This window comes from Sphingobacterium tenebrionis, assembly GCF_037126265.1.
Taxonomy (GTDB): Bacteria; Bacteroidota; Bacteroidia; order Sphingobacteriales; family Sphingobacteriaceae; genus Sphingobacterium; species Sphingobacterium tenebrionis.
Genome location: NZ_JAYLLN010000009.1, coordinates 1 through 26,557 on the forward strand (window position 1 = coordinate 1; position 26,557 = coordinate 26,557).

At 37.7% G+C, this 26,557-nt stretch carries 32 protein-coding genes and 1 other RNA gene; 24 read left to right on the plus strand and 9 right to left on the minus strand.

Annotated elements, in window-relative coordinates; translation table 11 throughout:
* The 3 genes from VJ786_RS05480 to VJ786_RS05490 all read left to right on the plus strand — a co-directional run.
* Positions 1 to 787: glycoside hydrolase family 30 protein (locus VJ786_RS05480; RefSeq protein WP_336557384.1), on the plus strand; the 787-nt coding region annotated here is incomplete at its 5' end.
* Positions 784 to 2,118, plus strand: a complete 1,335-nt coding sequence (locus VJ786_RS05485) for a DUF5125 domain-containing protein (RefSeq protein WP_336557385.1) — start codon at positions 784 to 786, stop codon at positions 2,116 to 2,118. The genes VJ786_RS05480 and VJ786_RS05485, both read left to right, overlap by 4 nt.
* 102 nt (positions 2,119 to 2,220) lie before the next feature.
* Complete coding sequence (locus tag VJ786_RS05490) at positions 2,221 to 3,261, plus strand: isoaspartyl peptidase/L-asparaginase family protein (protein ID WP_336557386.1); 1,041 nt, start codon at positions 2,221 to 2,223, stop codon at positions 3,259 to 3,261.
* Between the two features lie 281 nt (positions 3,262 to 3,542).
* On the opposite strand, the gene mtgA is transcribed toward VJ786_RS05490, so the two are convergent.
* Entirely contained in the window at positions 3,543 to 4,286 is a 744-nt protein-coding gene (mtgA, locus tag VJ786_RS05495) for a monofunctional biosynthetic peptidoglycan transglycosylase (protein ID WP_336557388.1), read from the minus strand.
* A 111-nt stretch (positions 4,287 to 4,397) separates the two neighbouring features.
* On the opposite strand from mtgA, the gene mutS reads away from it, so the two are divergent.
* Genes mutS through VJ786_RS05510 form a run of 3 tightly spaced genes read left to right on the plus strand, consistent with a single transcriptional unit; the run spans position 4,398 to position 8,246 of the window.
* Positions 4,398 to 6,974, plus strand: a complete 2,577-nt coding sequence (mutS, locus tag VJ786_RS05500; RefSeq protein ID WP_336557389.1) for a DNA mismatch repair protein MutS — start codon at positions 4,398 to 4,400, stop codon at positions 6,972 to 6,974.
* A 35-nt stretch (positions 6,975 to 7,009) separates the two neighbouring features.
* Positions 7,010 to 7,750 carry a tRNA1(Val) (adenine(37)-N6)-methyltransferase gene (locus tag VJ786_RS05505; RefSeq protein ID WP_336557390.1) on the plus strand — a complete coding sequence of 247 codons (741 nt, stop codon included), beginning with the start codon at positions 7,010 to 7,012 and terminating at the stop codon, positions 7,748 to 7,750.
* Between the two features lies 1 nt (position 7,751).
* Positions 7,752 to 8,246, plus strand: coding sequence for a metallophosphoesterase family protein (locus tag VJ786_RS05510; RefSeq protein WP_336557391.1), 495 nt, complete (start codon positions 7,752 to 7,754; stop codon positions 8,244 to 8,246).
* Positions 8,247 to 8,287: 41 nt separating this feature from the next.
* Here the strand turns inward: VJ786_RS05510 and VJ786_RS05515 are convergent, their stop codons facing one another.
* Positions 8,288 to 8,623: a MerR family transcriptional regulator gene (locus VJ786_RS05515; RefSeq protein WP_099367696.1), complete on the minus strand. Its 336-nt coding sequence runs from the start codon at positions 8,621 to 8,623 to the stop codon at positions 8,288 to 8,290.
* Positions 8,624 to 8,745: 122 nt separating this feature from the next.
* On the opposite strand from VJ786_RS05515, the gene VJ786_RS05520 reads away from it, so the two are divergent.
* Entirely contained in the window at positions 8,746 to 9,096 is a 351-nt protein-coding gene (locus tag VJ786_RS05520) for a hypothetical protein (RefSeq protein ID WP_336557392.1), read from the plus strand.
* 106 nt (positions 9,097 to 9,202) lie between these two features.
* Here the strand turns inward: VJ786_RS05520 and accD are convergent, their stop codons facing one another.
* On the minus strand, positions 9,203 to 10,045 hold the full coding sequence (accD, locus tag VJ786_RS05525) for an acetyl-CoA carboxylase, carboxyltransferase subunit beta (protein ID WP_099367695.1): 843 nt from the start codon (positions 10,043 to 10,045) through the stop codon (positions 9,203 to 9,205).
* A 342-nt stretch (positions 10,046 to 10,387) separates the two neighbouring features.
* Between accD and VJ786_RS05530 the strand changes: the two genes are divergently transcribed.
* The 10 genes from VJ786_RS05530 (at position 10,388) to VJ786_RS05575 (ending at position 17,359) form a co-directional block, all read left to right on the plus strand.
* Complete coding sequence (locus VJ786_RS05530) at positions 10,388 to 11,398, plus strand: hypothetical protein (protein ID WP_336557393.1); 1,011 nt, start codon at positions 10,388 to 10,390, stop codon at positions 11,396 to 11,398.
* Between the two features lie 523 nt (positions 11,399 to 11,921).
* On the plus strand, positions 11,922 to 12,443 hold the full coding sequence (locus VJ786_RS05535; RefSeq protein ID WP_336557394.1) for a hypothetical protein: 522 nt from the start codon (positions 11,922 to 11,924) through the stop codon (positions 12,441 to 12,443).
* 705 nt (positions 12,444 to 13,148) lie between these two features.
* Entirely contained in the window at positions 13,149 to 13,574 is a 426-nt protein-coding gene (locus VJ786_RS05540) for a hypothetical protein (RefSeq protein WP_336557395.1), read from the plus strand.
* Between the two features lie 997 nt (positions 13,575 to 14,571).
* Entirely contained in the window at positions 14,572 to 14,964 is a 393-nt protein-coding gene (locus VJ786_RS05545; protein WP_336557396.1) for a hypothetical protein, read from the plus strand.
* A gap of 244 nt (positions 14,965 to 15,208) precedes the next feature.
* Complete coding sequence (locus VJ786_RS05550; RefSeq protein WP_336557397.1) at positions 15,209 to 15,508, plus strand: hypothetical protein; 300 nt, start codon at positions 15,209 to 15,211, stop codon at positions 15,506 to 15,508.
* Positions 15,509 to 15,591: 83 nt separating this feature from the next.
* A complete protein-coding gene (locus VJ786_RS05555) occupies positions 15,592 to 15,825 on the plus strand; it encodes a hypothetical protein (RefSeq protein ID WP_336557398.1) in 234 nt (77 codons plus the stop codon).
* Positions 15,826 to 15,857: 32 nt separating this feature from the next.
* Positions 15,858 to 16,115 (plus strand): hypothetical protein, encoded by a 258-nt coding sequence (locus VJ786_RS05560; RefSeq protein ID WP_336557399.1) that lies wholly within the window; start codon positions 15,858 to 15,860, stop codon positions 16,113 to 16,115.
* 61 nt (positions 16,116 to 16,176) lie between these two features.
* Positions 16,177 to 16,410 carry a hypothetical protein gene (locus VJ786_RS16635; RefSeq protein WP_437129007.1) on the plus strand — a complete coding sequence of 78 codons (234 nt, stop codon included), beginning with the start codon at positions 16,177 to 16,179 and terminating at the stop codon, positions 16,408 to 16,410.
* Between the two features lie 64 nt (positions 16,411 to 16,474).
* Positions 16,475 to 16,699: a DUF7660 family protein gene (locus VJ786_RS05570; RefSeq protein ID WP_336557400.1), complete on the plus strand. Its 225-nt coding sequence runs from the start codon at positions 16,475 to 16,477 to the stop codon at positions 16,697 to 16,699.
* Positions 16,700 to 17,047: 348 nt separating this feature from the next.
* Positions 17,048 to 17,359 (plus strand): hypothetical protein, encoded by a 312-nt coding sequence (locus VJ786_RS05575; protein ID WP_336557401.1) that lies wholly within the window; start codon positions 17,048 to 17,050, stop codon positions 17,357 to 17,359.
* Between the two features lie 119 nt (positions 17,360 to 17,478).
* Here the strand turns inward: VJ786_RS05575 and VJ786_RS05580 are convergent, their stop codons facing one another.
* Genes VJ786_RS05580 through VJ786_RS05590 form a run of 3 tightly spaced genes read right to left on the minus strand, consistent with a single transcriptional unit; the run spans position 17,479 to position 18,273 of the window.
* Positions 17,479 to 17,685 carry a type II toxin-antitoxin system HicA family toxin gene (locus VJ786_RS05580; protein WP_336557402.1) on the minus strand — a complete coding sequence of 69 codons (207 nt, stop codon included), beginning with the start codon at positions 17,683 to 17,685 and terminating at the stop codon, positions 17,479 to 17,481.
* 5 nt (positions 17,686 to 17,690) lie between these two features.
* On the minus strand, positions 17,691 to 17,906 hold the full coding sequence (locus VJ786_RS05585) for a type II toxin-antitoxin system HicB family antitoxin (protein ID WP_336557403.1): 216 nt from the start codon (positions 17,904 to 17,906) through the stop codon (positions 17,691 to 17,693).
* A 1-nt stretch (position 17,907) separates the two neighbouring features.
* A complete protein-coding gene (locus tag VJ786_RS05590) occupies positions 17,908 to 18,273 on the minus strand; it encodes a helix-turn-helix domain-containing protein (RefSeq protein WP_336557404.1) in 366 nt (121 codons plus the stop codon).
* 574 nt (positions 18,274 to 18,847) lie between these two features.
* On the opposite strand from VJ786_RS05590, the gene VJ786_RS05595 reads away from it, so the two are divergent.
* The 3 genes from VJ786_RS05595 (at position 18,848) to VJ786_RS05605 (ending at position 20,545) form a co-directional block, all read left to right on the plus strand.
* A complete protein-coding gene (locus VJ786_RS05595) occupies positions 18,848 to 19,054 on the plus strand; it encodes a hypothetical protein (RefSeq protein WP_336557405.1) in 207 nt (68 codons plus the stop codon).
* 571 nt (positions 19,055 to 19,625) lie between these two features.
* Positions 19,626 to 19,955: a hypothetical protein gene (locus VJ786_RS05600; protein WP_336557406.1), complete on the plus strand. Its 330-nt coding sequence runs from the start codon at positions 19,626 to 19,628 to the stop codon at positions 19,953 to 19,955.
* A gap of 149 nt (positions 19,956 to 20,104) precedes the next feature.
* Positions 20,105 to 20,545: a tetratricopeptide repeat protein gene (locus VJ786_RS05605; protein ID WP_336557407.1), complete on the plus strand. Its 441-nt coding sequence runs from the start codon at positions 20,105 to 20,107 to the stop codon at positions 20,543 to 20,545.
* Between the two features lie 369 nt (positions 20,546 to 20,914).
* On the opposite strand, the gene VJ786_RS05610 is transcribed toward VJ786_RS05605, so the two are convergent.
* On the minus strand, positions 20,915 to 21,175 hold the full coding sequence (locus VJ786_RS05610) for a hypothetical protein (protein WP_437129008.1): 261 nt from the start codon (positions 21,173 to 21,175) through the stop codon (positions 20,915 to 20,917).
* Between the two features lie 66 nt (positions 21,176 to 21,241).
* On the opposite strand from VJ786_RS05610, the gene dprA reads away from it, so the two are divergent.
* The 4 genes from dprA (at position 21,242) to ffs (ending at position 24,375) form a co-directional block, all read left to right on the plus strand.
* Positions 21,242 to 22,342 carry a DNA-processing protein DprA gene (dprA, locus tag VJ786_RS05615; RefSeq protein ID WP_336557408.1) on the plus strand — a complete coding sequence of 367 codons (1,101 nt, stop codon included), beginning with the start codon at positions 21,242 to 21,244 and terminating at the stop codon, positions 22,340 to 22,342.
* An 88-nt stretch (positions 22,343 to 22,430) separates the two neighbouring features.
* Positions 22,431 to 23,966: an MFS transporter gene (locus tag VJ786_RS05620; RefSeq protein WP_336557409.1), complete on the plus strand. Its 1,536-nt coding sequence runs from the start codon at positions 22,431 to 22,433 to the stop codon at positions 23,964 to 23,966.
* A gap of 2 nt (positions 23,967 to 23,968) precedes the next feature.
* Positions 23,969 to 24,196, plus strand: a complete 228-nt coding sequence (locus VJ786_RS05625) for a DUF6814 family protein (protein WP_099367688.1) — start codon at positions 23,969 to 23,971, stop codon at positions 24,194 to 24,196.
* Between the two features lie 81 nt (positions 24,197 to 24,277).
* An RNA gene (gene ffs / locus VJ786_RS05630) (signal recognition particle sRNA small type) lies at positions 24,278 to 24,375 on the plus strand.
* 363 nt (positions 24,376 to 24,738) lie between these two features.
* Here ffs and rsmG read toward each other — a convergent pair.
* Both rsmG and VJ786_RS05640 read right to left on the minus strand, forming a co-directional pair.
* Positions 24,739 to 25,374: a 16S rRNA (guanine(527)-N(7))-methyltransferase RsmG gene (gene rsmG, locus VJ786_RS05635; protein ID WP_099365493.1), complete on the minus strand. Its 636-nt coding sequence runs from the start codon at positions 25,372 to 25,374 to the stop codon at positions 24,739 to 24,741.
* 33 nt (positions 25,375 to 25,407) lie between these two features.
* Positions 25,408 to 26,550 (minus strand): glycosyltransferase, encoded by a 1,143-nt coding sequence (locus tag VJ786_RS05640; protein ID WP_336557410.1) that lies wholly within the window; start codon positions 26,548 to 26,550, stop codon positions 25,408 to 25,410.
* Positions 26,551 to 26,557 lie beyond the last annotated feature (7 nt).

Below are 26,557 nucleotides of genomic sequence, written 5' to 3' on the forward strand. Positions count from 1 at the left end.
TACGCCTCAAAATGAGCCATTGAATGCGGGCAACTCCGCTTCCTTGTTGATGTTCTGGCCAGAACAACAGGCATTTGTGAAAACGGCCTTAGGTCCAAAAATCAAAGCTGCTGGTTTGACCACTAAAATCTATGCTTTTGACCATAACTATAATTACGATGATATGCCAGAGCAAGAGGATTATCCGGTAAAAATCTTCCAGGATCCTGCAGCGGCAGCCTTTTTTGCAGGTTCAGCTTTCCATAATTATGGGGGTCACAAAGATGAATTATTGGACATTCATGCCAAAGCACCTAATAAGGATATCGTTTTTACAGAAACATCCATTGGAACCTGGAATGATGGCAATGTATTGGGCAAACGTCTTACCGAAGATATGCGTGAAGTGGCCTTAGGAACCGTAAATAATTTCAGTAAAGCAGTTATTGTTTGGAACCTGATGTTGGATTCTGACAAAGGACCAAACCGTGAAGGTGGATGTCAAACCTGTTATGGAGCTGTGGATATCAGTAAAGCGGATTATAAAACCATCCGTAGAAATTCCCATTATTATATCATTGGCCACATGTCTTCGGTGGTTAAACCTGGAGCTGTTCGTATTGGTACAACAGGGTATACCGACAGTAATTTGACCTATGCAGCATTTAAAAACACCGATGGATCCTATGCTTTCGTGATTACCAATCATTCTGGAGCTGATTCATTCATCGTGTTGGAGGATGGTAAGAACAATTTTGGCTATACCGTTCCTGCTAGTTCGGTAGTTTCTTATACTTGGAAAAAATGAAAAAACTAATCAATTATACCGCAATATTATGCCTTTTTACCTTGCTGTTCTCGTGTAAAGAGGATGAATTTATCGTTCCAATTGGTGGCGGGTCACCAAGCATGGAGATCACGAACCTGCCAAAAACAGCTTTCTTCGGAGATAGTCTTGCTTTCTCGCTCAATGTTAAAGACCAAGGTGTCGCCTTGTCCACGTTGAAAGCTCAGCTTTTATTCAGTGGGGAAGTGGTTGCCGAGAAGATTATCCGTACGAAAGATTATGGCGAATATACTGGAAAATTATTTGTGCCTTTTCTTAAGGATATTCCAAATGGTGCCGCAGAATTGAAATTTACCTTGGAAAACGTGGAATTGGTGAAAGCCGATACCAGCCAGTCCATCACGATCAGTAGACCTGATTTTCCTCATATCAATTTGGTGACACCCACCAAGACCTATAAAATGAACAGGGTAGCTCTGAATAAGTATGAATTAACAGAAAACCTACCATTCAAAGTGAACGGTTATTTAGAGGCACCAGCATTTGGAGCTGCAGGAAACCCGATTCAATTTGGTTGGGAGAATGATATGATAACGCAAGGGATCACTCAGAATATTCCGTTCTCCAATTCGGTATCTGGTGTATACACCATTTCGTTCAATACCCTTACTTATGAAGCAGCACCTTTTATTATTGGTTATGCGTTCAATGGAGAGGGCATGAAAATGGTAAACGACAACCTGTACAGTGTTGATCTGACGATTGAAAATGGGCAGGAGATTACGATCGATGGTATCGAAGGACTTTCTGCATGGGGTATCAGTTCCGATTATATCCGTGAGGATGGGGGTAAATATTACTTCAACGCCATGAGCGGTAAATACCGTTTCTATGCGAATTTCGATAAAGAATATATTTACGCGGAAGCGATGAACGGAAGTAACCTAGCGAGCTTAAATGCAGACGGAACCGGCGCTATTTGGATTATCGGTGAAGGAATCGGTAAACCAACGGTAGCCTCGAATGAAGTAGGCTGGAATCCAGATAATGCGATCTGTATGGCGCCAATTGGTGGCAAGAAATACCGTGTAACGGTAATCGCTGGAAAATCCATCAAAACGGATAACATCAACTTTAAATTCTTCCATCAAAAAGGATGGGGAGGTGAATTCAAGAATGAATTGACCACGACAAGTGATGTGGTATTTGTTGGAAATGGAAGTAACGGTAGAGATCCGGGTAACTTAGGATTATTGGCTGGCAAGACCTTAACGAAGGATTCGACCTATGAATTTGTTGTCGATCTATCGGAAGGAAATGCCAAACCAAAATTGACAGTGACAAAGAAATAACCTAACTATTAATACACAAGCACCCAAAGGCTGGATATCACTCGATATCCAGCCTCTTTTTTTTGTGGCAATATTTGGTTAATTTGTGGAAATGATTAGTTAATGATGAAAAAGATTCTATATACGCTACTAACTTGTTTAATGATGGTGGGAAGTCAGGATAATAGCCAGGCTCAGGCTAAAAAAGAAGTGAAATATGTGTTGGCCATCCATGGAGGTGCCGGAACGATTCTGAAGAAGAACATGACCGACTCCTTGGAGAAGGCTTATATCGCTGCTTTAACAGAAGCATTGGAGAAGGGATATGCTAAGATCAAGAACGGTGAATCCAGTCAGGATGCGGTCATTGCCGCGATAGAAGTCATGGAGAATTCGCCTTTGTTCAATGCTGGAAAAGGTGCGGTATTTACCAATCAGGGAAAGAATGAATTGGATGCTTCCATCATGGATGGAAAAACCTTGAAGGCCGGTGCTGTTGCGGGAGTTACGATTGTTAAGAACCCTATCAAGGCAGCAAGAGCGGTAATGGATAAATCGGAACATGTGATGATGATTGCGAAGGGGGCGGAGGAATTTGCTAAAAAACAGGGCTTGGAGATCGTTGATCCCCAATATTTCTGGACACAGCAACGATGGGATGGATTGCAGCGGGCATTGGAACGTGATAAGGAAAGAATGGAATTGGATCATGATGGACAGCAGAGTAATTTGCCGCCTGTTATTAAGGATGAAAAGTTTGGAACGGTAGGTTGCGTGGCATTGGATAAAGCTGGGAATCTTGCGGCTGGAACCTCTACCGGTGGCATGACCAATAAGAAATTTGGAAGGGTAGGGGATTCTCCGATCATCGGCGCAGGGAATTATGCCAATAATGAAACAGCAGCAATTTCTTGTACAGGATGGGGGGAGTTTTATATTCGGACCTCTGCAGCTTTTAATGTTTCTGCAAGGATGAAATATGGAAAGGAAAATGTGGCAACGGCAAGTAAGGCGGTAATCGATGAAATCGGTAAGCTAGGCGGTGATGGCGGAATGATCGCTTTGGATGCAAATGGAAATGTGGCCATGCCTTTTAATACTGAAGGTATGTATCGCGGAACTGTAACGGAGGATGGAGAGGTAAAGGTGGAGATTTATAAGTAGTTTTTTTTGTTGCGTCCGGGCTGCAGTCATTGGGGGTACTGAGACATTTCGTACTATGCGTCATTGCGAGGAGGCTCGACGAAGCAATCTTTCGATTAATGTCATCCTGAGCAGCGTCGAAGGATTTGTACAGGTACCATATGTAGATGCTTCGACTTCGCTCAGCATGACATGGTTAAAGATTGCTTCGTTCCTCGCAATGACGTTCAAAATACTTCGCAATGACGTTGGGCGCTAGGATTGCTTCGTTCCTCGCAATGACGGCAAAGTCTATCATCTATCTACTCCGGTATCTCATAAACATGCATATACCTCACAATAGCATTTACCCGTCTATTTACCCAATTAGAAGGCCTTCGTGCGTCCCATTTCTGCGGGCTAGGCAGCACCGCAATAATCAATGCCGCTTCCTTCTTCGTCAAACTCTTCCCCGATTTATGGAAATAATACTGTGAAGCCGCTTCCGCCCCATACACACCTTGTCCCATCTCAATCACATTCAAATACACCTCCAATATCCTTTTCTTACTCCATAAACCCTCAATCAACAACGTAAAATAAGTCTCCAATCCTTTCCGGAACCAAGATCTTCCAGGCCAAAGAAACACATTCTTAGCCGTTTGCTGACTGATCGTACTTCCTCCCCTCAATTTTTTCCCTGCCTTATTCTTTTCAAAAGCCTGCTTGATCGCTTCCGTATCAAAACCATTATGCGTCAAAAAATGGGCATCTTCACCCGCAATAGCCGCTCTTTTCAAATTATCCGAGATATCCTCGTAATCCAACCACTTCTTGTCGATCTTCCATTCCTTCCCTGCAGCCTTCCTTTCAAAGCCCCTAGTCAACATCAGATACGTAATGGGAGGATTGATAAAACGCAGGGCGATCACCCAAAGAATAGACAGCACAAAAAATGCAATAAGTCCCCTTAATGCATAGTAACCCACCTTCCTCCACAAAGTGGATTTTCCTTTGCTGTTGTTTTGTTTGATCTTATTCTTTTTGGTACTGCGCTTAATGGCCATAACCTTGAATTTTTATGCAAACATAAGAGGTATTTTTTAATAATTCTGCTATTTTTACATCTTATTCAAAATTGGCATATCTTGGCAAAAGAGAAGAAACAAACCCCTTTAATGCAGCAATATAATACCATCAAGGCGAAATATCCTGGTGCCCTTTTGTTGTTTAGAGTGGGGGATTTTTACGAGACGTTTGGGGAAGATGCGGTGAAGGCCGCCAAAATTTTAGGGATTGTTCTAACAAAAAGAGGTAATGGCACCGAATCGGAAACGGCATTGGCAGGATTTCCGCACCATTCCTTAGAGACTTATCTACCAAAACTGGTGCGTGCCGGACAACGTGTGGCGATATGCGACCAATTGGAAGATCCCAAACAGACCAAAACCATCGTGAAACGCGGGGTGACCGAATTGGTAACTCCAGGTGTTTCTTACAATGAAAACATCGTTCATCAGAAATCAAACAATTATCTGGCCTCCCTTTATACCGAAAAATCGGTCGTTGGAGTTTCCTTCTTGGATATTTCAACCGGCGAATTTTTGGTCGCCCAAGGGAATGTGGGTTATATCGATAAATTGTTGCAAGGTTTCAAGCCAACGGAGATCATTCTTCCCAAGAAGCAGTATAAAGAGTTTCTGGAACAGTTTGGTTCCGGATACTATACCTATACCTTGGATGAATGGCCATATTCTGGTGATTATGCCGAGGAACAGTTATTGAAGCATTTTGAGGTGAAATCCATGAAAGGCTTTGGGGTAGATCGCATGAACATCGGCATTATTGCTGCTGGTGTCGCACTCCATTACCTGAATGAAACCGAACACCGAAATCTGCAGCATATTTCCAATATTTCCCGTATCGAGGAAGATCGCTACATGTGGTTGGATCGTTTTACCATCCGTAACCTGGAGTTGATCGGTTCTGCCAATGAAAATGCCAGTACCCTTTCAGATGTCCTGGATGAAACATCATCGCCTATGGGTGCCCGATTGTTGAAACGCTGGATCATCATGCCTTTGAAGGATGAAAAAGCAATTCAGGAGCGGCTACAGGTGGTGGAATATTTCCATAACCATCGGGATGTACGCGATGAGCTTATCCGTGAGATCAAGCAGGTGGGTGATTTGGAACGCCTGATCAGTAAAATCGGACTTCAGAAGGCGAATCCTCGTGAGATTATCCAATTGAAGCGGGCCTTATATGCAGTGGAAAAACTGAAGGAGATGACCAATGCTTCGGATACCGAATCGCTACGGATGATAGCCGAACAGTTGAATCCATGTCTCCTTATTCGGGACAAGATCGAAAAAACGGTTAAAGCCGAACCTCCGGTGGCATTGAACAAAGGCAATGTGATCGAAGATGGGGTGGATGCGGACCTGGATAAGCTAAGAAAGGTGGCATTCGGTGGGAAGGATTACCTCTTGGAAATCCAACGTCGGGAATCGGAGGCTACGGGTATACCATCCCTTAAAATAGCATTCAACAATGTGTTTGGTTATTATTTGGAAGTCACCAATACCCATAAAGATAAAGTTCCGGATAGTTGGATCCGCAAACAGACCTTGGTCAATGCAGAACGCTACATCACCGAAGAACTTAAAGAATACGAAGAGCAGATCTTAGGTGCCGAGGAGAAAATACAGGTCATCGAAAATAGGATCTATGCCGAATTATTGCAGGATATCGCGGCTTACATCAAGCCCATCCAGCTCAATGCGCAATTGATCGCCAAGTTGGATGTGCTGTTGAACTTTGCGGTGATCGCAGAAAAGAACTATTATATAAAACCTGAGATCAATAATTCTCGTGTTTTGGATATCAAAGGCGGTAGACATCCTGTGATCGAAAAGAAACTTCCAATTGGGGAGGATTACATCACGAACGATACCTTTTTGGATCCAGAAACGCAACAGATCATTATTATTACCGGTCCGAATATGGCAGGTAAATCTGCCTTGCTCCGACAAACGGGTCTGATTGTATTGATGGCTCAGATCGGAAGTTTTGTTCCGGCGAAGGAAGCAAGTATTGGTATTGTCGACAAGATCTTTACCCGTGTTGGGGCTTCGGATAATCTATCCTCTGGAGAATCAACCTTTATGGTGGAGATGAATGAAACGGCAAGCATCATGAATAACCTGTCTGACCGCAGTTTGATCCTCTTGGATGAGATCGGTCGTGGTACGAGTACCTATGATGGTATTTCTATTGCCTGGGCGATAGCAGAATACCTGCATGGGCATCCGAGCTGTCAGGCAAAGACGCTTTTTGCCACCCATTACCATGAATTGAACGAGCTCTGTAATTCCATGCCCCGCATCAAGAATTACAATGTAAGTGTGAAAGAGGTGAATAATAAAGTGATCTTCCTAAGGAAATTGGTTCCCGGAGGATCTGAACATAGCTTTGGTATACATGTCGCGAAACTGGCAGGTATGCCGCCGAAATTGATCGGCCGTGCGAATGATATTCTGAAACGTTTGGAGCAGGAACGCACCGGCGGAGAAAAGATCAAGGATAGCATGCGGAAGATTCAAAAGCAGGCCTATCAATTGCAGATGTTCGCTATTGATGATCCGGTGCTGGAGAAAATCAGGGATATGTTGAACAACCTGGACGTGAATACCTTAACGCCAGTTGAAGCCTTGATGAAATTGGATGAGATCCAACGTTTACTAAAGAATTAGTTTTTCGTGTTTAAATTAGAAACTCGTATTTAATATTGGGACAGGTCTTTCAATTCAAACAATTTGCTGTAGATCAGAATAATGTACCGATGCGGATCAATACCGATGGAGTCTTATTGGGCGCAACAGCCGGATTTCAGCAGGGAGGGGCTTATCATGGAACAGCAGTTAATCCGGAATCCATGGATATCTTGGATATCGGAACAGGTACCGGTGTCATTGCCTTGATGCTTGCCCAACGTTTTGAGCAGGCGAACGTATGTGGCGTGGAAATTGATGAACTGGCCGCTGAAACCGCAGGCATGAACTTTAAGCAATCGCCCTTCAAGGATAGGATGCAGCTCGTTCATGGCGATATCTTTCATTGGCAAACGGAACTGCAGTTCGACTTGATTGTGTCCAATCCACCATTCTATTTAAATTCCCTCCATAATCCTGATCAACGGAAAAAAGTTGCAAAACACACGGATGATACCTTTTTCAAAGGGATGATTAAGTTTGCTTCGGAAAGATTAAAGGCGGATGGGCAGATTCAGCTGATAGTTCCTATCGAGATGGAACAGTTCTTAAAAGATGAGGCGATTAAGCATGGCCTGGAATGGAATGGACAATGCAATATCCGATCTTTTGAAGATTCGGATAGTTTTCGTTGTATCATCAGTTTTGCCCGTAAGGCCAATCAGCCAAAAACAGAAGAATTTATTATCTATAAGGGCCGAGGGATTTATTCAGATGCTTATAATCATTTATTAGAACCTTTCTTTTTAGCTTTTTAATATGAAAATCGGACTGATTTCGGATACGCATAGTTATTTGGACGATGCGGTCTTTGAATATTTCAAGGACTGTGATGAGATCTGGCATGCTGGAGATTTTGGTTCCATGGAGGTTATTGAAAGGTTGCAGGCTTTTAAACCACTAAAAGGGGTTTTTGGGAATATCGATGGAAAGAATATTAGGATGATCTATCCGGAAAATCTGCGTTTTCAATGCGAAGGAGTGAATGTTTGGATGACGCATATTGGAGGTTACCCCGGGAAATATAGTCCACTGGTTCGGGAAGAGATCCGCAAGAATCCCCCAAAGTTATTTATCTGTGGACATTCGCATATTTTGAAGGTGCAGTTTGATCAGAAATTGGGATTACTGCATTTAAATCCCGGAGCAGCCGGAAAACAGGGTTGGCATAAGCAAAGAACGTTAATGCGTTTTGAGATCAATCAGGATCGGATAGAGAACCTGGAAGTGGTCGAGTTGAACCCGAGATGGTGATGGAAAATAAATGGTATATCCGTTTATAAACAATATTCAGATTATAAACTATCCCTAACTTCCAGCAAGAAACTTTTCAATTTTTCCAAGGAATCCACGACCCGTTGATTTTCCTTAGCTTCATTTTTATTGTTTCTAAGAAAGTCGCGAGCGCCTTGAAGGGTGTACCCTTTATCTTTGACAAGATTAAAGATGATCTTTAGGTTGGCGATATCATCTGGAGTGAATAATCGATTTCCTTTTTTGTTTTTCTTAGGTTGTAGGATATCAAATTCACGCTCATAAAAACGGATTTGTGAGGCATTTACATCGAACATTTCGGTAACTTCCCCCATTGTATAGTACAATTTATTGATTTCGCGTTCTTTATATGGCATGAATTAATGCTTTTGGTGATTATAACAAATATACAATCAATTTTGAAATTAAAAAAAAGCTATATTTTTATAGCGAAAAACATAGTTATTGTGCAAATTCTATAAAAAGCATATTCTGATCGATGAAAGGGAAAATTATAGTGAGTAAGTTTTGGACGCGTTTTTTTTCTGCCGGAAAAGCGCAGGCCATCACGATATTTCCATTTATCTTTTTGCGAGAACTGGCGAATCGATCAGATAAAGTTTTGATCAACCATGAGAGGATTCACCTTTCGCAAGCATTGGAATTGTTGATTCTGCCTTTTTATATCCTCTATCTTTTGGAATTTCTATTCCGCTTTGTACAGTACCGAAATTTTCTTCAAGCCTATGTGCATATCTCCTTTGAAAGGGAAGCCTTTGAAAATGAAGAAAACTTGTATTATATTAACAAGAGACGCCCTTTTAGTTTTCTGAAGTATTTGAAAAAGTAATGTTTTCTTTAGAGGCTTCTTTATGCAAGTAGGATTAAAGCAAAAAAAGCGATCAATATTGATCGCCTTATGTTGTTAGTGGTATTTAAACCAATAATATTTATACCTACTTCACTAATTTCAAGAAAGTAGCTACTTTATCTTTCAATTGTCTTCTATCTACAATAAAATCTAAGAAACCATGCTCCAATACAAACTCCGAAGTCTGGAATCCTTTTGGAAGATCCTTTTTGATGGTTTCCTTAATCACACGAGGACCTGCAAAACCGATCAATGCACCTGGTTCTGCGATATTAATATCACCTAACATCGCATAAGATGCCGTAACACCTCCAGTTGTAGGATCTGTTAATAAGCAAACATAAGGTAGTTTTGCTTGCGCAAGAAGAGCCAGTTTAGCCGATGTTTTCGCCATTTGCATCAATGAAAAAGCGGCTTCCATCATACGTGCACCTCCGGATTTGGAGATCAGCATAAAAGGCAGTTTATGTTCGATACAATAATCGATTGATCTCGCGATCTTTTCACCAACAACAGAACCCATGGAACCTCCGATGAAAGAGAAATCCATACAAGCGATCACAATTTCCTGTCCATCAAGCTTCCCTACAGCAGAGCGCAAAGCATCGTTCAATCCTGTTTTTGCCTGACTTTCTACCAAGCGATCCTTATAAGGCTTGCTATCGATAAAATTTAAAGGGTCTCCAGCTTTTAGGTTAGGGAATAGTTCGGTGTATTCGTTATTGTCAAATAATACAGAAAAATAAGCCGTAGAGCCAATTCTAATGTGGTAATCGCAATAATGACAAACGTATTTATTTTCTACTTGCTCAACATTCAAAAGTGGTTTTTTACAGTTCGGACATTTATTCCACATCCCATCTGGTGCCTCCTTTTTATGTTCGGTCGCAGTTTGTATTCCTGCTTTGTTTCTTTTAAACCAACTCATAGATTCGTGTTAATTCGGATTACAAATAAACGAAAAATATCTAATATGTGATTAGAATTCTTTGCGGATTGCTGGATACTGTACCTAAGGAGGAATCTGTGATGGTAATCTTAATTACATTGTGATGTGTTTACTTCAGTAATATTTTAAACACCTTTTGATAAAATGGCGTTCATATTTATAAACAAACTTCATATTTTTATAATAAATAAAGTGTTAAGCATATTTTTTTCTTGAAATAATCTTGCTTGAGTGCACATATATTAATTATTCATGATCAAAAGTGGTATAATATAGTGTTTATGAGCAAACTGGACCAATACTACTATTTAATTGTATAATATGAAATTTCTCCACACAGTTATTTTGATGCAAATAGCTCTTTTGGTGCTCATGTCTTGCCATCAAAAAAAGAAAGGCTTCAGCAGCGAGGATATACAAGGAAGGTGGGCAATCGATATGGTATTTGAAAACCATAGTTTAGATCGGGTCATGGAAAATTCACCACACGATGTATATCCAACTCGTAACCTTTTCGGTGTTTTTTCAAATGGCTTTTATTTCTATGGGGATTCTTGTAATTATAAACCTGGTTTTTTTGATAGGAATAATTCAGATAATGGAATACCGATGTTGATTGGCTCCAAAACGAAATTTAAAATTAATGGCGACACACTTAAGGTATGGGATATAGCTAATCTGGATTGGCAAATGTTGTTAATAAAAGGCCTTGATGAAAAGAGTTTGATGCTTCAAACAATAGGAATTAAAGATGAGGTATTTAAATATAAAAAGGTTGAAAAAGTTTCAAACAGTATTAGAAGTTTTGATAAAGTAATCGTTGTATCAATTACTCCTGAAGATCTCTCAGATGAATTATACACCCTAGATAATGATGGCAATTATTTATATCAAAAATTTGAAATAAGAGAAATAGATGAAATTCCTGGTTCTTTTTATCAATCCAAATTAAAGGTGAATCTATTAGAATCAATAATTGATGGTTTTGATTTTATTGATCTTGATTCACTACAGGAAGAATACTTATCCGCAAAGATGGGAGGTAATACGACGAATTTTGTGTTTTTTATTAAAAACGGTGAAATATCGAAGGTCATTGAAGATCATGACAATGTTTCTCCGGACGAACTTCAGTGGGGATATAACGCTGTGATCTTTTTGCGGAGACAGCTAGATATGAAATTTGTTGAATCTTATAAGGATATTTATGGGAGTGAAGAAATTGAATTACTTCATCCCCGGATTTTCAAAGAAGTGAAAGAACGGTTAGGTTGGCATTGGGATTATATTGAAGCCAATAAAAAGGTGTTGAATAAAACTCCTACAAATTAAATTTTTTTTAAGAAGATTAATATAATCATGTTTCATAACCAAATTATTATTTGACCATTCAAAGCGTCATTGCCTTTTGCAGATGAGAATACTATATTTATCATCTATTTTTAATGAAATTAAGGGATTGTTAGTCATTTCGGTCTGCACCTTTTAAATTTTTATCGTTTTCACGGTAATACGATATGATTTTTTCAAATTCAACAGCTGAACCATTGAAAATTTACTAAATATTATCCCTTTAAGAACATCAATTATTCATTAAAAATAAATTCCATTCTAGGTTTAAAAGGGTTTGAAGTGGGTATTGGTTTAAAACTTTATGAATGAAAGGTGTTTCTAATTTGAAAGTATGTTGTTAGTATAATTGATATACATTTTACATACTTTCGGTATACTTTCACCTTGCTTTCAGTGCGATGCCAATATTGATCAACCAAAATTTATGTTTAAGTAGGTTTTATAAATTATATTTATAAAACGAAGTTTGAATTAATTATGAGTTTGATATTCAAGGAGTTTTATGTTGTTTGTTTTATTGATTTTATTAAATCTTAGCTCTTGTAAAAATATGATTAATGAGGATGTATACCCTTTAGATTTTTATACCCAGTATAGTCAATTTTACTTGACTGATGGGGCTGATGAAGATTCTGATGGCGATTTATGGACAGACACCGCTTTTTATCAAAGAATGGCCTCTGATAAGGGGTTTTTAGCTGTAGGAACAGAATGTTATGGTCCGGTAAAAGGGCGATTGGAGATAAAGAATGATGGATCTAATATTGGGAACTTAGATGAGTATGATCATGTTGTTGAAGGTAAAATCGATATTGAGACAGGTATTTTACAAGTTCAGGACTGTCCTACATCAAGTGTAGTTCAAGAAGTTGAGTTGCCATCGGGATTGTATAGTGTTCGGGTTTATTCAAAAGGATTGACGACTGTTGAGGGGGATGAAGGAGATGATTTTTATCGTATAGTTATTTGGCCAGCTATGAATAATGATAAGAAAGTAAATGTCTTAAAACAATACACTCCTTAATTTCGATAATGCAGAAGACTAGTATAGTAAACAATGGAGCCAATCTTGAAAAAGGTTGATACTATTGTTTTATTGCTCATATGTTTTCCTAGCCTTGTAATCTCTGATGAGCGCATCGACCAGCTTGGAGGCCACTTCCACGGAAGGCGTTCGCGTTGGTAGCGGCATATGATATGAATCTTTAACAAAAAGCATTTACGAGCATAAATTAAATGCTTTTGAGAGAAGTAAACTTAAAGTTCTTCATTATGATCGGGATAAAGATAGACGAAACCTAAGGAGAGTAAAGGTGTTCGAAGATTATGAATGGATTAGAGGTTTATCTGCTTTGCATATTTATGTTAAGTTCGTGTTTTATGAATATGCTGTATAGAAGTTATGAGTTAAATCTTGATACAGATTATTCTCAATTTTATTTAGTTGATGGAGATAGAGGCCTATCTCAAAGCTTTTGGTTAGATGAGAAAGATTTTTTTTCAAGAATTGACTCATCAAACGGTATTATTGTAGTTCGGACAGAAAGAAGTTGGGTGTTGAAGGTCCCGGAAGGTTGAAAATGGGCAAATCATATAATCCTAAATATGGTAAAAAAACGAGAAAAGAATTAACTGAGCTGGCAAAGAAAGGTGACAAGATAGCTTAGGATATGAAAAAATTAATAGACCAAGCTGAACGCATTCATGACAAACTAAAAACAACGAAACGATGATAAACCTAAACAACTTTATAGAGAGATTAACAGAATATGAAAGAAACATAAATGTGATTTCTCATGATTTAATGCGTAGAACTAAAAATGATACGTCATTCTTCAATTATTTGAATAACGTTGATCAAAAGTATTTAAACGACATAAGATTAATTTTAATTATGACAGCTGCACTACAGATTTCTGAGACAGAATCGATATATGATTCTTTTGAGTTAGAGGATATAGCTAAAATATTCGATATCCTTTTAAAACAACATAAATCTAATTTAGACTTGAATTTGGAAGCAATATACTTTAATTACAACGTAATGACGGATAATAACAGAGCCCTTGCCTTAATAATTGAGTTGGAAGAAAGACTAACTGCAGAGCTATCAAAAATTTATGAAATTAAAAATGAAATACAAAAAGAAATATAGCTGCTATACCATTATATTAACTATTAACGGTTTTTAAAACTTATCAAAACTATAACTGATTAAAAACTCTACTTAAGTCATAATACTAATGACCAATATAAGTTTGGAATTAAACTAATGGGCTACTAATATGATGTTATATAAGATAAACTTTGTTTTTGCTATCATTTTGTTCATATTGACCGTAACATATAGGAATGAAGTTGTTTATGCTCTTGTAAGCAATGTTGAACATGCAAAATTATTTCTGAATATTTGGAACTGGATAATGTTGGTTAGTTTGCTTTTTTCTTCGATCCAAAGCTTGTTTTTTGTATCGCAATATGGAGGTGTCTACTACTTTTTAAGCGTGTTGGCAATTGTTCTTTTGCTGTTTGCCGCTTTTGGAATGTTGATAATGCCAAGAGGAACTATATTGAGTTAAAATAGATAAAGGTGTCGATTTCCCTTTTGATGGCGAAAATATTTAAAACAAGACAACAATTACGTGAAAATAACCATAGCCATCCTAAATGGACAGATGTAGGTCCTTTAGACCTTTCTTCAATTTATCTTATCATACACTAAAGGTTATTCTTATGTCTAAGAATTGAAGCCAGATAAAGAGTAAAAACAAAGAGCAAAACTTTAAAGGCTCTGGAAAGTTGCACATTGTATGGAGGATAACAATATAGTTGTACATTTTTATATTGTTTTATTTTCTAATTACCTGTGGTGATAACGGAGCTGATAGGTTTCCGGGGAAACCTTTATATTCAAGATAGCTTAGGTAGAATGAGTAGGTATTTGGCTTCGTATTTGTGATCGCTTCAAGTTTACAGCTTTTTTTCTTTTTAGAAGAATTAGGAGAAGTTCCAATGATAGCCGTTCTTTGTCTTTAAGCAGATCTGGTTTATGTTTTTCTCAAGGAAATAGACTTGAAGTCAACAAGTGAATCTCTGCTGGTGCTGTGATAGTTCTACGAGAATATAGGTTTTAAAACTATAGTTACCTTGAAATGGAAAAGCAAAGAGGAATAAAGGTTCATCCGATAGTTTTTGTTTTAATGATAGGATTATGTCTTTTTTTAGTTTTTAAATTCATTTATAAAAAGGATAAATTATCAATGATGAAAGAAAATTATAATTTAGAAATTGAGGATTCCTATAATGGAAAAGTTGAAAGGAAATATTATGATAAATTTAATCACAATGCTTCTATGATTGAATTTGTTAATAATAAGAGTAGAGGAATTCATCCATATTTTTGGGGAAAGATGCAAGTTGGAGATTCTATCAGTAAAGTAAAGGGAGATTCTATAATACAGGTTTTCCGAAATGGAGAAAAGATTATATTGGAAATTGCTCCGTTTTATGAAAAAGCAATAAAGAAACAACAGAAAAATAAATAAAAATTCCAGGTGTTTGGTAATGTATCAAAAATATTGTTACACACAAGACAACTAAAAAATCCTTATTTAAAATTGAAAATTCCCAGCCTTAATGGTTGGGAATTTCTGGGGCTACTGTGCAAGGTTCTATGACGCAGAGATAGGTAGGTGGAAAGTGGTGGATCCAATGGCGGAGAACCATTAAGGGGTATCGGCCTATACCTATGTTTTAAATAATCCATTAGGATATACAGATCCCTTTGGATTGGATTCGCTATCTGCCAATACGGATTATATGCAGACGTATAGAGAAGATGTAGATGTCGTAGCTATAGATGAGGTTACTGTTACTGCACCGAACCGCTTTGAGAGCAGGAACTATGGAGGGGATGGTACCGGAAGCATTGCTGATAAGTTTATGTACGTTTTAGACCAAGTAAACCAATACCTTCCCACAACCCATGTTCTGAACAGTATTACCTACGCTTTCAGAGGTAAGGACATCATGGGTAATAGCATGAGTTTAGGAGGTGCCATTTTAGGGCTGCAAGCATCTTTCCTATAGGAAAAGTTGGAGGTGCCGCTGTCCGAGGAGATGCAAATATTGCCGCTAAGACGGGAACTCAGCTTTGGACATCAACAAGTAAGATGAGTTCTGTAAAAAATGCTTTTGGGCATTGGAAGAAACAAGGAGCGGAATTTCCAAAGTTTATAAATGCCAAACAGTATGTGGAAGGTGCTAAGAGTTTTATGCACAATTCACCAGCAGAAACTTTAATTAAAACAAGAACCAATGGCGATATTTTAAAAGATCATCCGGGAACAAATACATTTGGTGTTATGGAGTTCCAAGAACTATGTTTAGACCTACGGACGGTATGAAATATTGGTTAGGGCAATAAAACGATATAGAAATGAGCGACCATAATTGTAGAGTTTGTGGACTATATAATGAAGATTTACCTTGGGGGGAAGACGGTAATTGTCCTACTTATGAAATTTGTCCTTGTTGTGGTGTGGAGTTTAGTAATGAAGATTACACAATAGAAGCAATAAAACGATATAGGGAAAAATGGATAAGTGAAGGTGCAAATTGGTTTGAGCCAAAGGAAAAACCTGAAAAGTGGGATAAAGAAGAACAGTTTAAAAACATTCCACAAGAATTTTTATAATAGCAAAAGCCCGGATTTGCCGGGCTTTTGTTATTTAGCGTATGTTTTTTTAAAATCCCTGATGAGTGAATCGAGGGTCACGAAAATATATTCCTTGTCCTTCTCGGAGAGCTTGGTCACTTCCTGCACGCAAAAGTTGAAGAGCGGAGCTATTTCGCCTGATGCAGTAGCTCCGATAAGGATAGTTGAAAAAGGTGGACTAATTTATACGTTAGATAATAGAGGTTTAAAGGCTTTTCAAGATGCAGGTCTTCCCGTCAATTATCAGAAGTTGAATGCAATTCCCATAAAATAAAGTTTAAATTTACTACAACAAATCAAGGAGTATCAATTGAAATACGTTAATAATCGCTTTGAAAATGGATATATATGAACACACACAAAATGTCAGTTCCAAATATGGATTTATAGAGTTTCTTAAGTTATTGAAAAAAAGTCTTGAGGAAAAACCAGAAGATTGGGAAAATAATGACTTGACGAGTTTTATTGAGGGTTTGTTGGGATATTCCGTGGATAGGACTCATGAGGTTCCTTCATGGAAGGTTTTTTCTGAAATCTTATTGGCGGCAAGAGTCTATGAATAAACAGCTTAAGTACTCTGATTAAGCAACACGAAGTTCATTCATAAAAATAAGTGGAATGTACTTAGAATGGGTAGGTTGGAAAATGAAGTTGAAAATGGAATGCTAGACAAAGATGGGTAAGGCAATAAAAGACTGGATATAAATGACGATGGTATTGATATTATTATAATGGATTAGAACGAGCAAAAAAATATCATTTGATCAAATACCTAGATTGTTGGATAAAAATAAAACAAATGATAAACATAATTAGATATAAAAGAACGACTTAAAGCTTCTGAAGAGGATATCAGTAAGTTACTGGATGATCTCGAAGCAAAAAAAGAGGATGATTGTTCCTTTTTTAATTTGATTTTAGAAGTCGATGAGAAGTATTTGCTCAATCATAAAATATGTCAATTGATTCTGGAGGCTTTACAATTGTCTAAATCAGAAGCGATATTCTCCATCTACGATTTAAAAGATATTGAAGCTGTCTACGATCTTATGTTGAAGTATTATCCTAACGATTTACAATTATGGATGGATGCTATTTTATTTAACTTCAATGTTCTTGATAATGAGGAAAAGGTGCAAGAGATGATTAATAAACTTGCTTATAAAATTAGTTCAGTCTCAAGACAGATCGAAGATATTAGAATAGAGTTAAACAAAGAATAATGACTATTAATTGATGCCAAAGTGCTTAAAAATTAACGGAAATGATTCCATTTAGTCCTGCTAAAAAATTACCAGCAGAAAAGAAAGGTAGAAATGCATGTCCCACAATAACGAACTTTTTAGTCTAAATCATTTTTATCAATACCTGCTTGTTTGAGGATGGCAAGGTAAGTGCCCTTTTTCATGTCCTTGTCACTGTGTACAGGCACGATAACCGTTTTGTTGGTAACAGGGTTGTAATAGAGTTGGTGCGACCCTTTGGATCGTTTGAAAACAAAACCGTACTGTTTTAATATTTTGATAAGTTTCTTAGGGCTTAGGTTCATGCAGTTTAAAGGCTTAAAGAGTATTCCAGTGTATTGCTATCATCGGGAACAACTTCGCCTCTTTCCTGCAATTCTTCAATGTAAAGTTCAATCGCTTCCTTTGCCATTGCGATAGCTTCGTCAACATCTTCACCATAAGTAATACAACCAGGTAAAGCTGGAACAGAAACCGTAAATCCGCCTTCAATTTCCTTGTGTAAATGTATCTTGTAAGTGTACATATTATTGAGCAATTAAAGTTTGTAAATTATCTTTCATTCTTTTATTAGCTAACGCCAAATCAATCATTTTAAACAAAGCTTGTTGTTCGTCAGCGGCTAAATTATCAATCATTTTTATTTTTTGCATAAGAGGCATGTTTACCACTTGTTCCAGATCATCCGACTTAAATAACTCGGCTATTTCCACTTCAAAGACCGAAGCCAATTTTTCCAAAGTAGAAATAGAGGGTTCCACCTTTCCATTCTCAATACGGCTGTATTGCCCTTGCGGTACACCCGATTCTACACACACTTCCTTTTGGGAAAGATGTTTAACCTCTCTCAGACGTTTGATATTTTTAGATATTAGTGCGACTGTCTGTGCCATAAGCAATTTAATTATGCAGTAAAGTTAATAAATTAGCCATTTTTTTGCAATGAAATAAAATTTATAGTTTTTTTATATGCAGTTGGGCATATATGTGCTATCAAAATAAATATTCATTTTGGCATTAAATATATTTAAGAAATGGAAATTGCTTAATACACAACGCTCAATCAAAATGGTATTGTAATTGGAAATTAGTAAAATATGGATTTTAATAAACTTTATGATGAATCAATAGAACTATGGACGGATGAATGATAATCTCATTGTTTTACTTACAGAAATTGCATTTGTTGTGATTTCTGTTGTTGGGATGTTCGGCCTCTTCTTAATCTTCTATTACATGTTTTAAGGTTCAGACCGACCGACTAATTATATAACCTCTCCTCCCATAAATAATCCTATTTTAAATCCACTTCCTAATAATAATGAAGGATTTAATTTTCTTATATTTATAAGGAGCACGTCTCTATATGATATATGAAAATATAACCAACTGATTGAAGCTAATCAAAACCAATTTAGAAATAATCCTCCTAAAAATCGTGAGTAATTTTTATAGAAATAAATAAAAATGAGAAATGATCAAATTGATGTAATAGAAAATATTGCGCGAGTTAGTGCATTAATTTGCGGTACAACTGCAATAATACACGCCTTATTAAGGGATTATTTGGATGAGATTGTTTTATTGTTTTTAATTATAGAATTTTTAACTGCATTGGTTTTTACCACTTGTAAAATAACTAAGTTTATCCTAAAATTAAAATCTAAAAAATGAATAATAAATGGTCAAAATTTATTATAATAAATCGAATAATTAATTGGTATTTTAATCTTAGTTTATTGTTTTATTTCTTTAATAGGGCAACTGACTTTAAATATTTTCCAAATGATCTTACTACATATAACTTTGTATTAAGCATTGGGATAATTTTAGGTTTTACTATTTGTAAAAAGATAATTAAAAAAGCTTTAGAAGAATAACCTGGATAATAAAAAGATTATTTTAATGCAATTCCTGCCCACATTTGTAACGTAACGTCCAAGATGAAGCTATTAAGTTTAAAATAAAAGACCAAATTTAGCAAAGAAATAGCTGTATCCTAGAAGAATAGTCATGCATGAATTAAAAGCAAAAATTCAAAGGCTTTTCAATCGATAAACAGTTTACATTGTATCAATAGTAGAAGTGATTTAGTACGAAGTGATAATACAAGGGTTGTGCTTCCAGTATTTGAAATAAAGAGAAATTAATTATGGTTTTTACGTTTAAAAAAAAGAGATTGTTAAAGCAATTTTATTTAGTTATAAGTTTTTTGGTTTTGATAAATATCATAATTTATTATACAATGGGTGAAGAAATAGTCCGATCACTCGGTGGTTTATTAGTTTCGGTTGGAATTTACCTTTCTATTAAATCACTTACAAAAAATTCAAAAATTACAATTAATGAAATTATTATTCAAGATGGAATTATAAATTGTAGTTTTTTCCATACTATGACCAATAGAATTAAAGTTAATAGAGATGAAATAAGAATTCTTAATGAGAATAATCAATTGATTTTGCAATATCAATCTGGTGAATTAATAGGTTATATTAAAAAGGAATATCTAATTAATCAAGATCAATGGGATTTACTTTTAAAAGTATTGGGATTAAATTCTAATAAAATTTAAAGATATTGGCTGAAAGATATCTCATTTTAAATTGGTTTTTTTAAAACTTATCAAAATTATAACTGATTAAAAACTCTACTTAAATTAGGGAGAATAAATGAATTATTAACTTATAATTTTTTAAAAACCAGTAAATTATATTTTTTGATATGAAAGGAAGTAAAGCATTAAAAGAAGCATTGGATGAAATCCATATATTGATGGAGAACGCGAAAAAAAATCTAAGTAGTCAAAAAAAGGATAGCTATTCTAAATATCGACCTTTAATCCGGAAGAGTGCTTATCTCGGAAATCCAGAAGGGCAATATAGGTATGCGCAAATGTTCGAATTTAATAATTATACAAAAAATGACAAAGAAGATTATAATAATAAGAAATATATTTATTGGATGCAAAAGGCTGCAAATAATGGTTATGCTGAAGCATACAATAATTTGGCCGATTATTATGAAAGAGGTATTGGCGTTGAAAAAGATTTAAAAAAAAGTTTTGAACTTTATAAAAAAGCTGAAGAATTGGGGTCTTACCTTGGAAAAAAAAATTCAAAATTAATGGAAAAATATTTAAAAAAACAAGGAGTACTTTTTTAATCTGTTTAAAGATTTTTGAATAACTTAGATATCCAAAATAGGAAAATTTCTTCAAGGGAAGTATGGAATGATACAGTACTAAAAAAAGATTTTGAGATTGAAAAATTGGATTTGAAAATTTAATAGCAAAGGATGGAAAAGAGCAAAAAAAAGTATCTTGAAAATATTTATGTTCCCGACTTCTATTATTTTTCATCACCGGGACTAGTCGTCGAGCGGATATATGATCTTTCATTGATTGAACAAAGGTTAAAGAAGTATTCTCCTTCGCTTTTTTGGAGCCAAATTATTATTAATGCAGAGTTTTATCTTATCATTAATTCTAAAATTTTATGAGGCCCCTTCCTATGGGCCTATTACTTAAACTCTCTATTCAGTCTTCAATATTTCCGCCCCAATCAAATTAACCTCCTCATCCATACCAAACATCGGCAAGCCCGTCTCCGGATTTAATTTCAACCAGCTAGTCTCTGTATCCTTAATAATCTGCACATACTCCTTCCCATCCTTAAAAATCGTATAAGTATCCTTTTCATCCGGGAAAACCGAATATTCCACACCATTAATTTCTATATCAAAAGGTTCTTGCATTTCCATAATTGCTGAATTTACTCCTACAAAGTTAAGCATTTAAGTTTTACAGATGTTGCAGAAAGCACATCGAATCCTTATATTTAATACCAGCTAACCGAAATAATGAATGCAATAGAGCAAATTGCGATTACCAAAATAAAGGGAATCGGACCTAAATCCTGCAAGTTGTTATTGGCCTATTTTGGCTCGCTACATGCGTTGTTCCAAAGTTCCAGATCGCAATTGAACGCTATTCCGGGAATTAGTAAACAGGTCGTTGAAACCATTCTTTCCAAGAAATATATGCAAGAGGCGGAATCCGAATACCGATTCGCTGAAAAACATGGGATCGACGTATTATGGTTCGAAGATGAACGATATCCCCGTAGACTCCGTAATTGCGATGATGCACCTTTGCTCTTGTTCAGCAAAGGCAAGGTGGATTATAATAAACAGAAAGTAGTCAGCGTAGTCGGGACGAGAAATGCAACCAACTATGGCCGGAAACTTACCGAAGAGCTCCTGGGAGGAATCGGAAGGGCCGAGGTATTGGTATGCAGTGGATTGGCATTTGGGATCGATATTATTGCCCATAAAGCCGCGAATAGCCATAACATTCCGAATGTTGCAGTATTGGGGCATGGATTGGACCGGATCTATCCCTATGAACATCGGGAGGTGGCATTAAGGATCATGGAAAATGGCAGTCTATTATCTGAATTTACCTCCGGAACGAAACCCGATAAGACCAATTTCCCTATGCGGAACCGTATTATTGCAGGTTTGGCCGATGTAACCGTGGTCGTGGAGGCGGCCGATAAGGGTGGCGCATTGATCACGGGCGATATTGCCAATAGCTATAACCGCGATGTATGTGCCTATCCCGGCAATGTGGATCAGCCGTATTCCAATGGTTGCAACCAACTTATTCAGATGCATCAGGCACATCTGATCCGAAGTTCCAAGGATCTGATGCAATTGATGCGTTGGGAAAGTCCGTCTGAACCAAAAAAGGATTCGGGTGTTCAATTAAGCATGCTCCAGGATTTGAATGCCGATGAAGAAAAAGTGTTTGGTTACCTGAAGGATGCAGGACAGGCATTGATCGATGAATTGGCAAATTACTGCGATTGGCCGCAGAGCAAACTCGCCATCGTGCTGTTGGAATTGGAGCTTAAAGGCCTCATACAATCCCTACCAGGAAAAATATACAAACTACTTTAAATTTAAATAATTCAAAATACCTTAAATTTAAATAACACAAATTACCTAAAATCTGAATAACATAAATTACCTAAAACCTAATACATCTATGCAAGAACAAGTAAGTAAGAAGGGGATCTGGAAAGTGATCGGGGCTTCCTCACTGGGAACCCTGATCGAATGGTACGATTTCTTTATTTTCGGGAGTCTGTCTGTCGTTATCTCCACCAAGTTTTTCCCGGCAGATAATCCAACTGCAGCATTTTTATCCACTTTGGCCACCTTTGCAGCGGGATTTGTGGTCAGACCTTTCGGCGCATTATTCTTTGGCCGTTTGGGCGATCTCATCGGTCGAAAATATACCTTCATGGTCACTCTGATGTTGATGGGAGGAGCTACATTCCTCATTGGATGTATTCCAAGTTATGAACAGATTGGATTTATGGCGCCATTGATCGTATTGATATTGCGTTTGCTGCAGGGATTGGCACTTGGAGGAGAATATGGAGGTGCTGCAACCTATGTGGCAGAACATGCGCCAAAAGGAGAACGGGGCTATTGGACCTCCTGGATTCAGACCACCGCAACTTTTGGCTTGTTCATTTCATTGGTGGTGATCCTATTGACCAAATTCTTCCTCACGGAAAGCCAATTTGATCAATGGGGCTGGCGTGTTCCATTCCTGCTATCTATTCTGATGGTCTATGTTTCTTACCTGATCCGGAAGAATATGGATGAATCGCCGGAATTTAAAAAGGCAAAGGCAGAAGGGAAGACTTCTACCAATCCATTGAAGGAAAGTTTTGGTAATAAATATAATCTGAAGTTCGTATTGTTGGCCTTATTTGGTGCGGCAATGGGGCAGGGGGTGGTCTGGTATACCGGACAATTCTATTCCATGAGCTATATGAAAACCGTGATGATGTTGGAATCCAATCAGGCGGATACCATCCTAGGGATCGCCTTATTGTTCGGCACTCCGTTTTTTGTGGTCTTTGGAAGATTGTCGGATAGACTGGGCAGGAAATGGGTAATGTTGCTGGGGATGTTATTGGCGGTGCTTACCTACAGACCGATCTACCAAGCCATGTATAACATTACCAACCCTGTGCTAAAAGAAGAGGTCGTAGCTTCAAGAACCGAACATTACTCGGAAAGTCAGCAAGGGGAGGATATGTATGAGGTGCATACCATCAATAAGGTGTTTTCTGATGGAACTACCTTAAAGGAAGAACATAAAAGTTTGATCAGTAGGGAAGGAAAAGCTGTTCAGGGAGAGGTAAAGGCCTTGGATAAAACAACAGTACATATCAATGGGGGGAATTACATCAAACTGATCTTGTTGATCTTTATTCAGATCATCTATATCACTCTGGTTTATGGGCCAATCGCCGCTTTCTTGGTGGAGATATTTCCGGTTAAGATCCGTTATACGTCCATGTCCTTGCCCTATCATATCGGGAATGGGATTTTCGGGGGATTATTGCCTGCAGTTTCTACCTATTTGGCGACCAATGCCAAGACCATTGGGGATCCTACCTTTTATTTGGAAGGGCTGTGGTACCCGATCATTATTTCGGCGGTGAGTTTCATCATCGGCGCGCTTTATATCAATAAAAATATGGTTGCAAAAGATTTGAGTTAATTATGGAAGGATTAAAAAAAATATTAGGATGGTTGTGGATCGGGCTGGCATTGCTGACCGCCTATTTCTGTATCGCAAAATTTGGATTGCCAAAAATCATGTCCGGTCATCAGGAAGATGTGGTGTTTGGGATTATTATTCTGTTTATTCTTACGCCAATTATTAGTATTGGGTTGGGAGTTTTTGGATATTTCGCGCTAAAAGGGGAATATCATGAAGAGAAGATGTAATTTTTTGACTGAGATTCAGGTGGATAGCAGGATAATGCTATTTTCTTTTCGGAAACATTAAAAATTTGTTAATTTTGCCGTGGGTAAGTCCTTTACGACCAGCTCCCATTGACTCCCCCAGGTTGGGAACAAAGCAAGGGTATTTGGTTGAGCGGTGCGATAAAGGGGGCTTACCCATTTTTTATGGATAATTTTTAGTTTTAAAAATATTAGTAATATATATTTCCGAACAAAGGCCTCTCGATTGAGAGGCCTTTGTCGTTTGGTAGGTCATTGCGAGGGTTTGCGTTGCGAGGAACGAAGCAATCTTTGCGAGGTTTTGCGTCATTGCGAGGAACTTTACCCGTCATTGCGAGGGTTTGCGTCATTGCGAGGAACGAAGCAATCTTTAGCGATGTCATGGTGAGCGTAGTCGAACCATCTGTTCGTATACCAGCGTACAGATCCTTCAACTACGCTCAGGATGACATAGGGCGCCGCATACCGAAAGATTGCTTCGTCGTACCTCCTCGCAATGACGCAGAGCCAATGCAATGACGCCCCTACATCTGCACGTACATCACATACTTCGTATCAAAGAAATCTTCTTTAAAGAAATCCGAGATCTTATGCAATTCCGCCTTAACCCTTGCTTCCTTGATTTCCTCCTTCAAATCCCCACCCTTCAAATATAAAATCCCATTCGGAATCCCATTCTTATCCTTTTTCTCAAACTTATTCCTTACCCAAGGGATAAAATCTCCCAATCTAGTCACCGCTCTAGAAACCACAAAATCATACTTATAATCCAGTTCCTCCGCTCTCATATGATCCGCTTCCACGTTCGTTAGTCCCAAAGCCGCTGCTACTTCCCTTACCACCTTGATCTTCTTACCGATCGAATCCACCAAATGGAACTGCACTTCCGGAAATAAAATCGCCAAAGGAATTCCAGGAAATCCTCCGCCAGTACCCACGTCCAAAACCCTTGTCTTCGGTGCCAATTCCCCAACGAATTTCCCGATCGCCAACGAATGTAGCACATGCTTCAAATAAAGACTCTCTATATCCTTGCGGGAAACCACATTGATCTGGTCGTTCCAGAATGGATAAACCTCCGCCAATTTGGCAAACTGCTCTTTCTGTTTTTCCGTAAGCTTCGGAAAGTATTGGTAAATAATATCTACTGTTGGATTCACGATGAACAAATTAATTTTAAACGAATTACCTATCTATTTCCAGCTCTTCAATTTCTTATTCCTATTGAATAAACCATTAAAACAGATATAAAAATAATAATACAAATCTAATATAGGGAGCCAGACCAACAGGTCAGACACCTGAAGTTTTCTATATATCGCCCGGAAGACCAAAAGCTGGCAAAACAATCGGATCAGGTAAGCCGCCAACGCCACATACCAGAAACTAGGCAATAAAATAACACTGACCAACAATAAACTATAGAATAGCACAGCACTGATCAATTGAATGCCCAACATGCTTTTATGACGGGCTTTGTACAATACGGATGCGCCCGCATGCCTAGCCTTCTGTTTATAATAGCTTTTCCAGGTTGTCTTTGGTGCTGATTCCACAAAGGCATCCGGATGAATGGCAATCTCCACATTATTCCGATTGGCATTGGCATTCACAAAAAGATCATCATCCCCCGATTTGATGTGCATGTGTGCATTGAACCCTTTTCCCTTGAAGAACAATTCCTTGGTATAGGCCAGGTTTCTACCAACGCCCATATAGGCATCACCCTTCAATGCATACGCCAAATAACTCATCGCCGTATGCGTGGTTTCAAATCGGATCAATTTATTCAGAAAACCGGGATATTTGAAATAAGGCGAATAACCTAACACCAATTCTTTTTTTCCTTGCAGGGCTCCAGCCATTTCTGCCAACCATTGCCGACTCATCGGCTGACAATCTGCATCTGTCATCAGCAGAAGGCCATGTTTGGCGGCCTTGATCCCCATGGTAAGTGCAAATTTCTTGCTATGCTTCAGCTGGATATGTTCCTTGATCTCCACTACCCGAAGATGGGCGTACCTGCTGGAAAATTCCTTCAATACCCATTTGGTCTCATCGCTGGAACAATCGTTCACCACAATGACCTCAAATTCCGGATATTCCTGCTCTAGAATACTTCCCAAATATTGTTGTAGGTTTTCCTGCTCGTTATGGGCACATATAATCACGGAGACCGCAGGTTTTTCAGTCGCCTCCTGATAGGATTTTACCTTATACCTAGAGAGCCTCCCATAAACAAACAGGATAAAATATAGCTGGAACAGCAACAGCAATAACAGCAGTCCATAAGGAATATGGAAGTAATTAAAGGAGATATCGAAATTAAATGGCATAAATTAG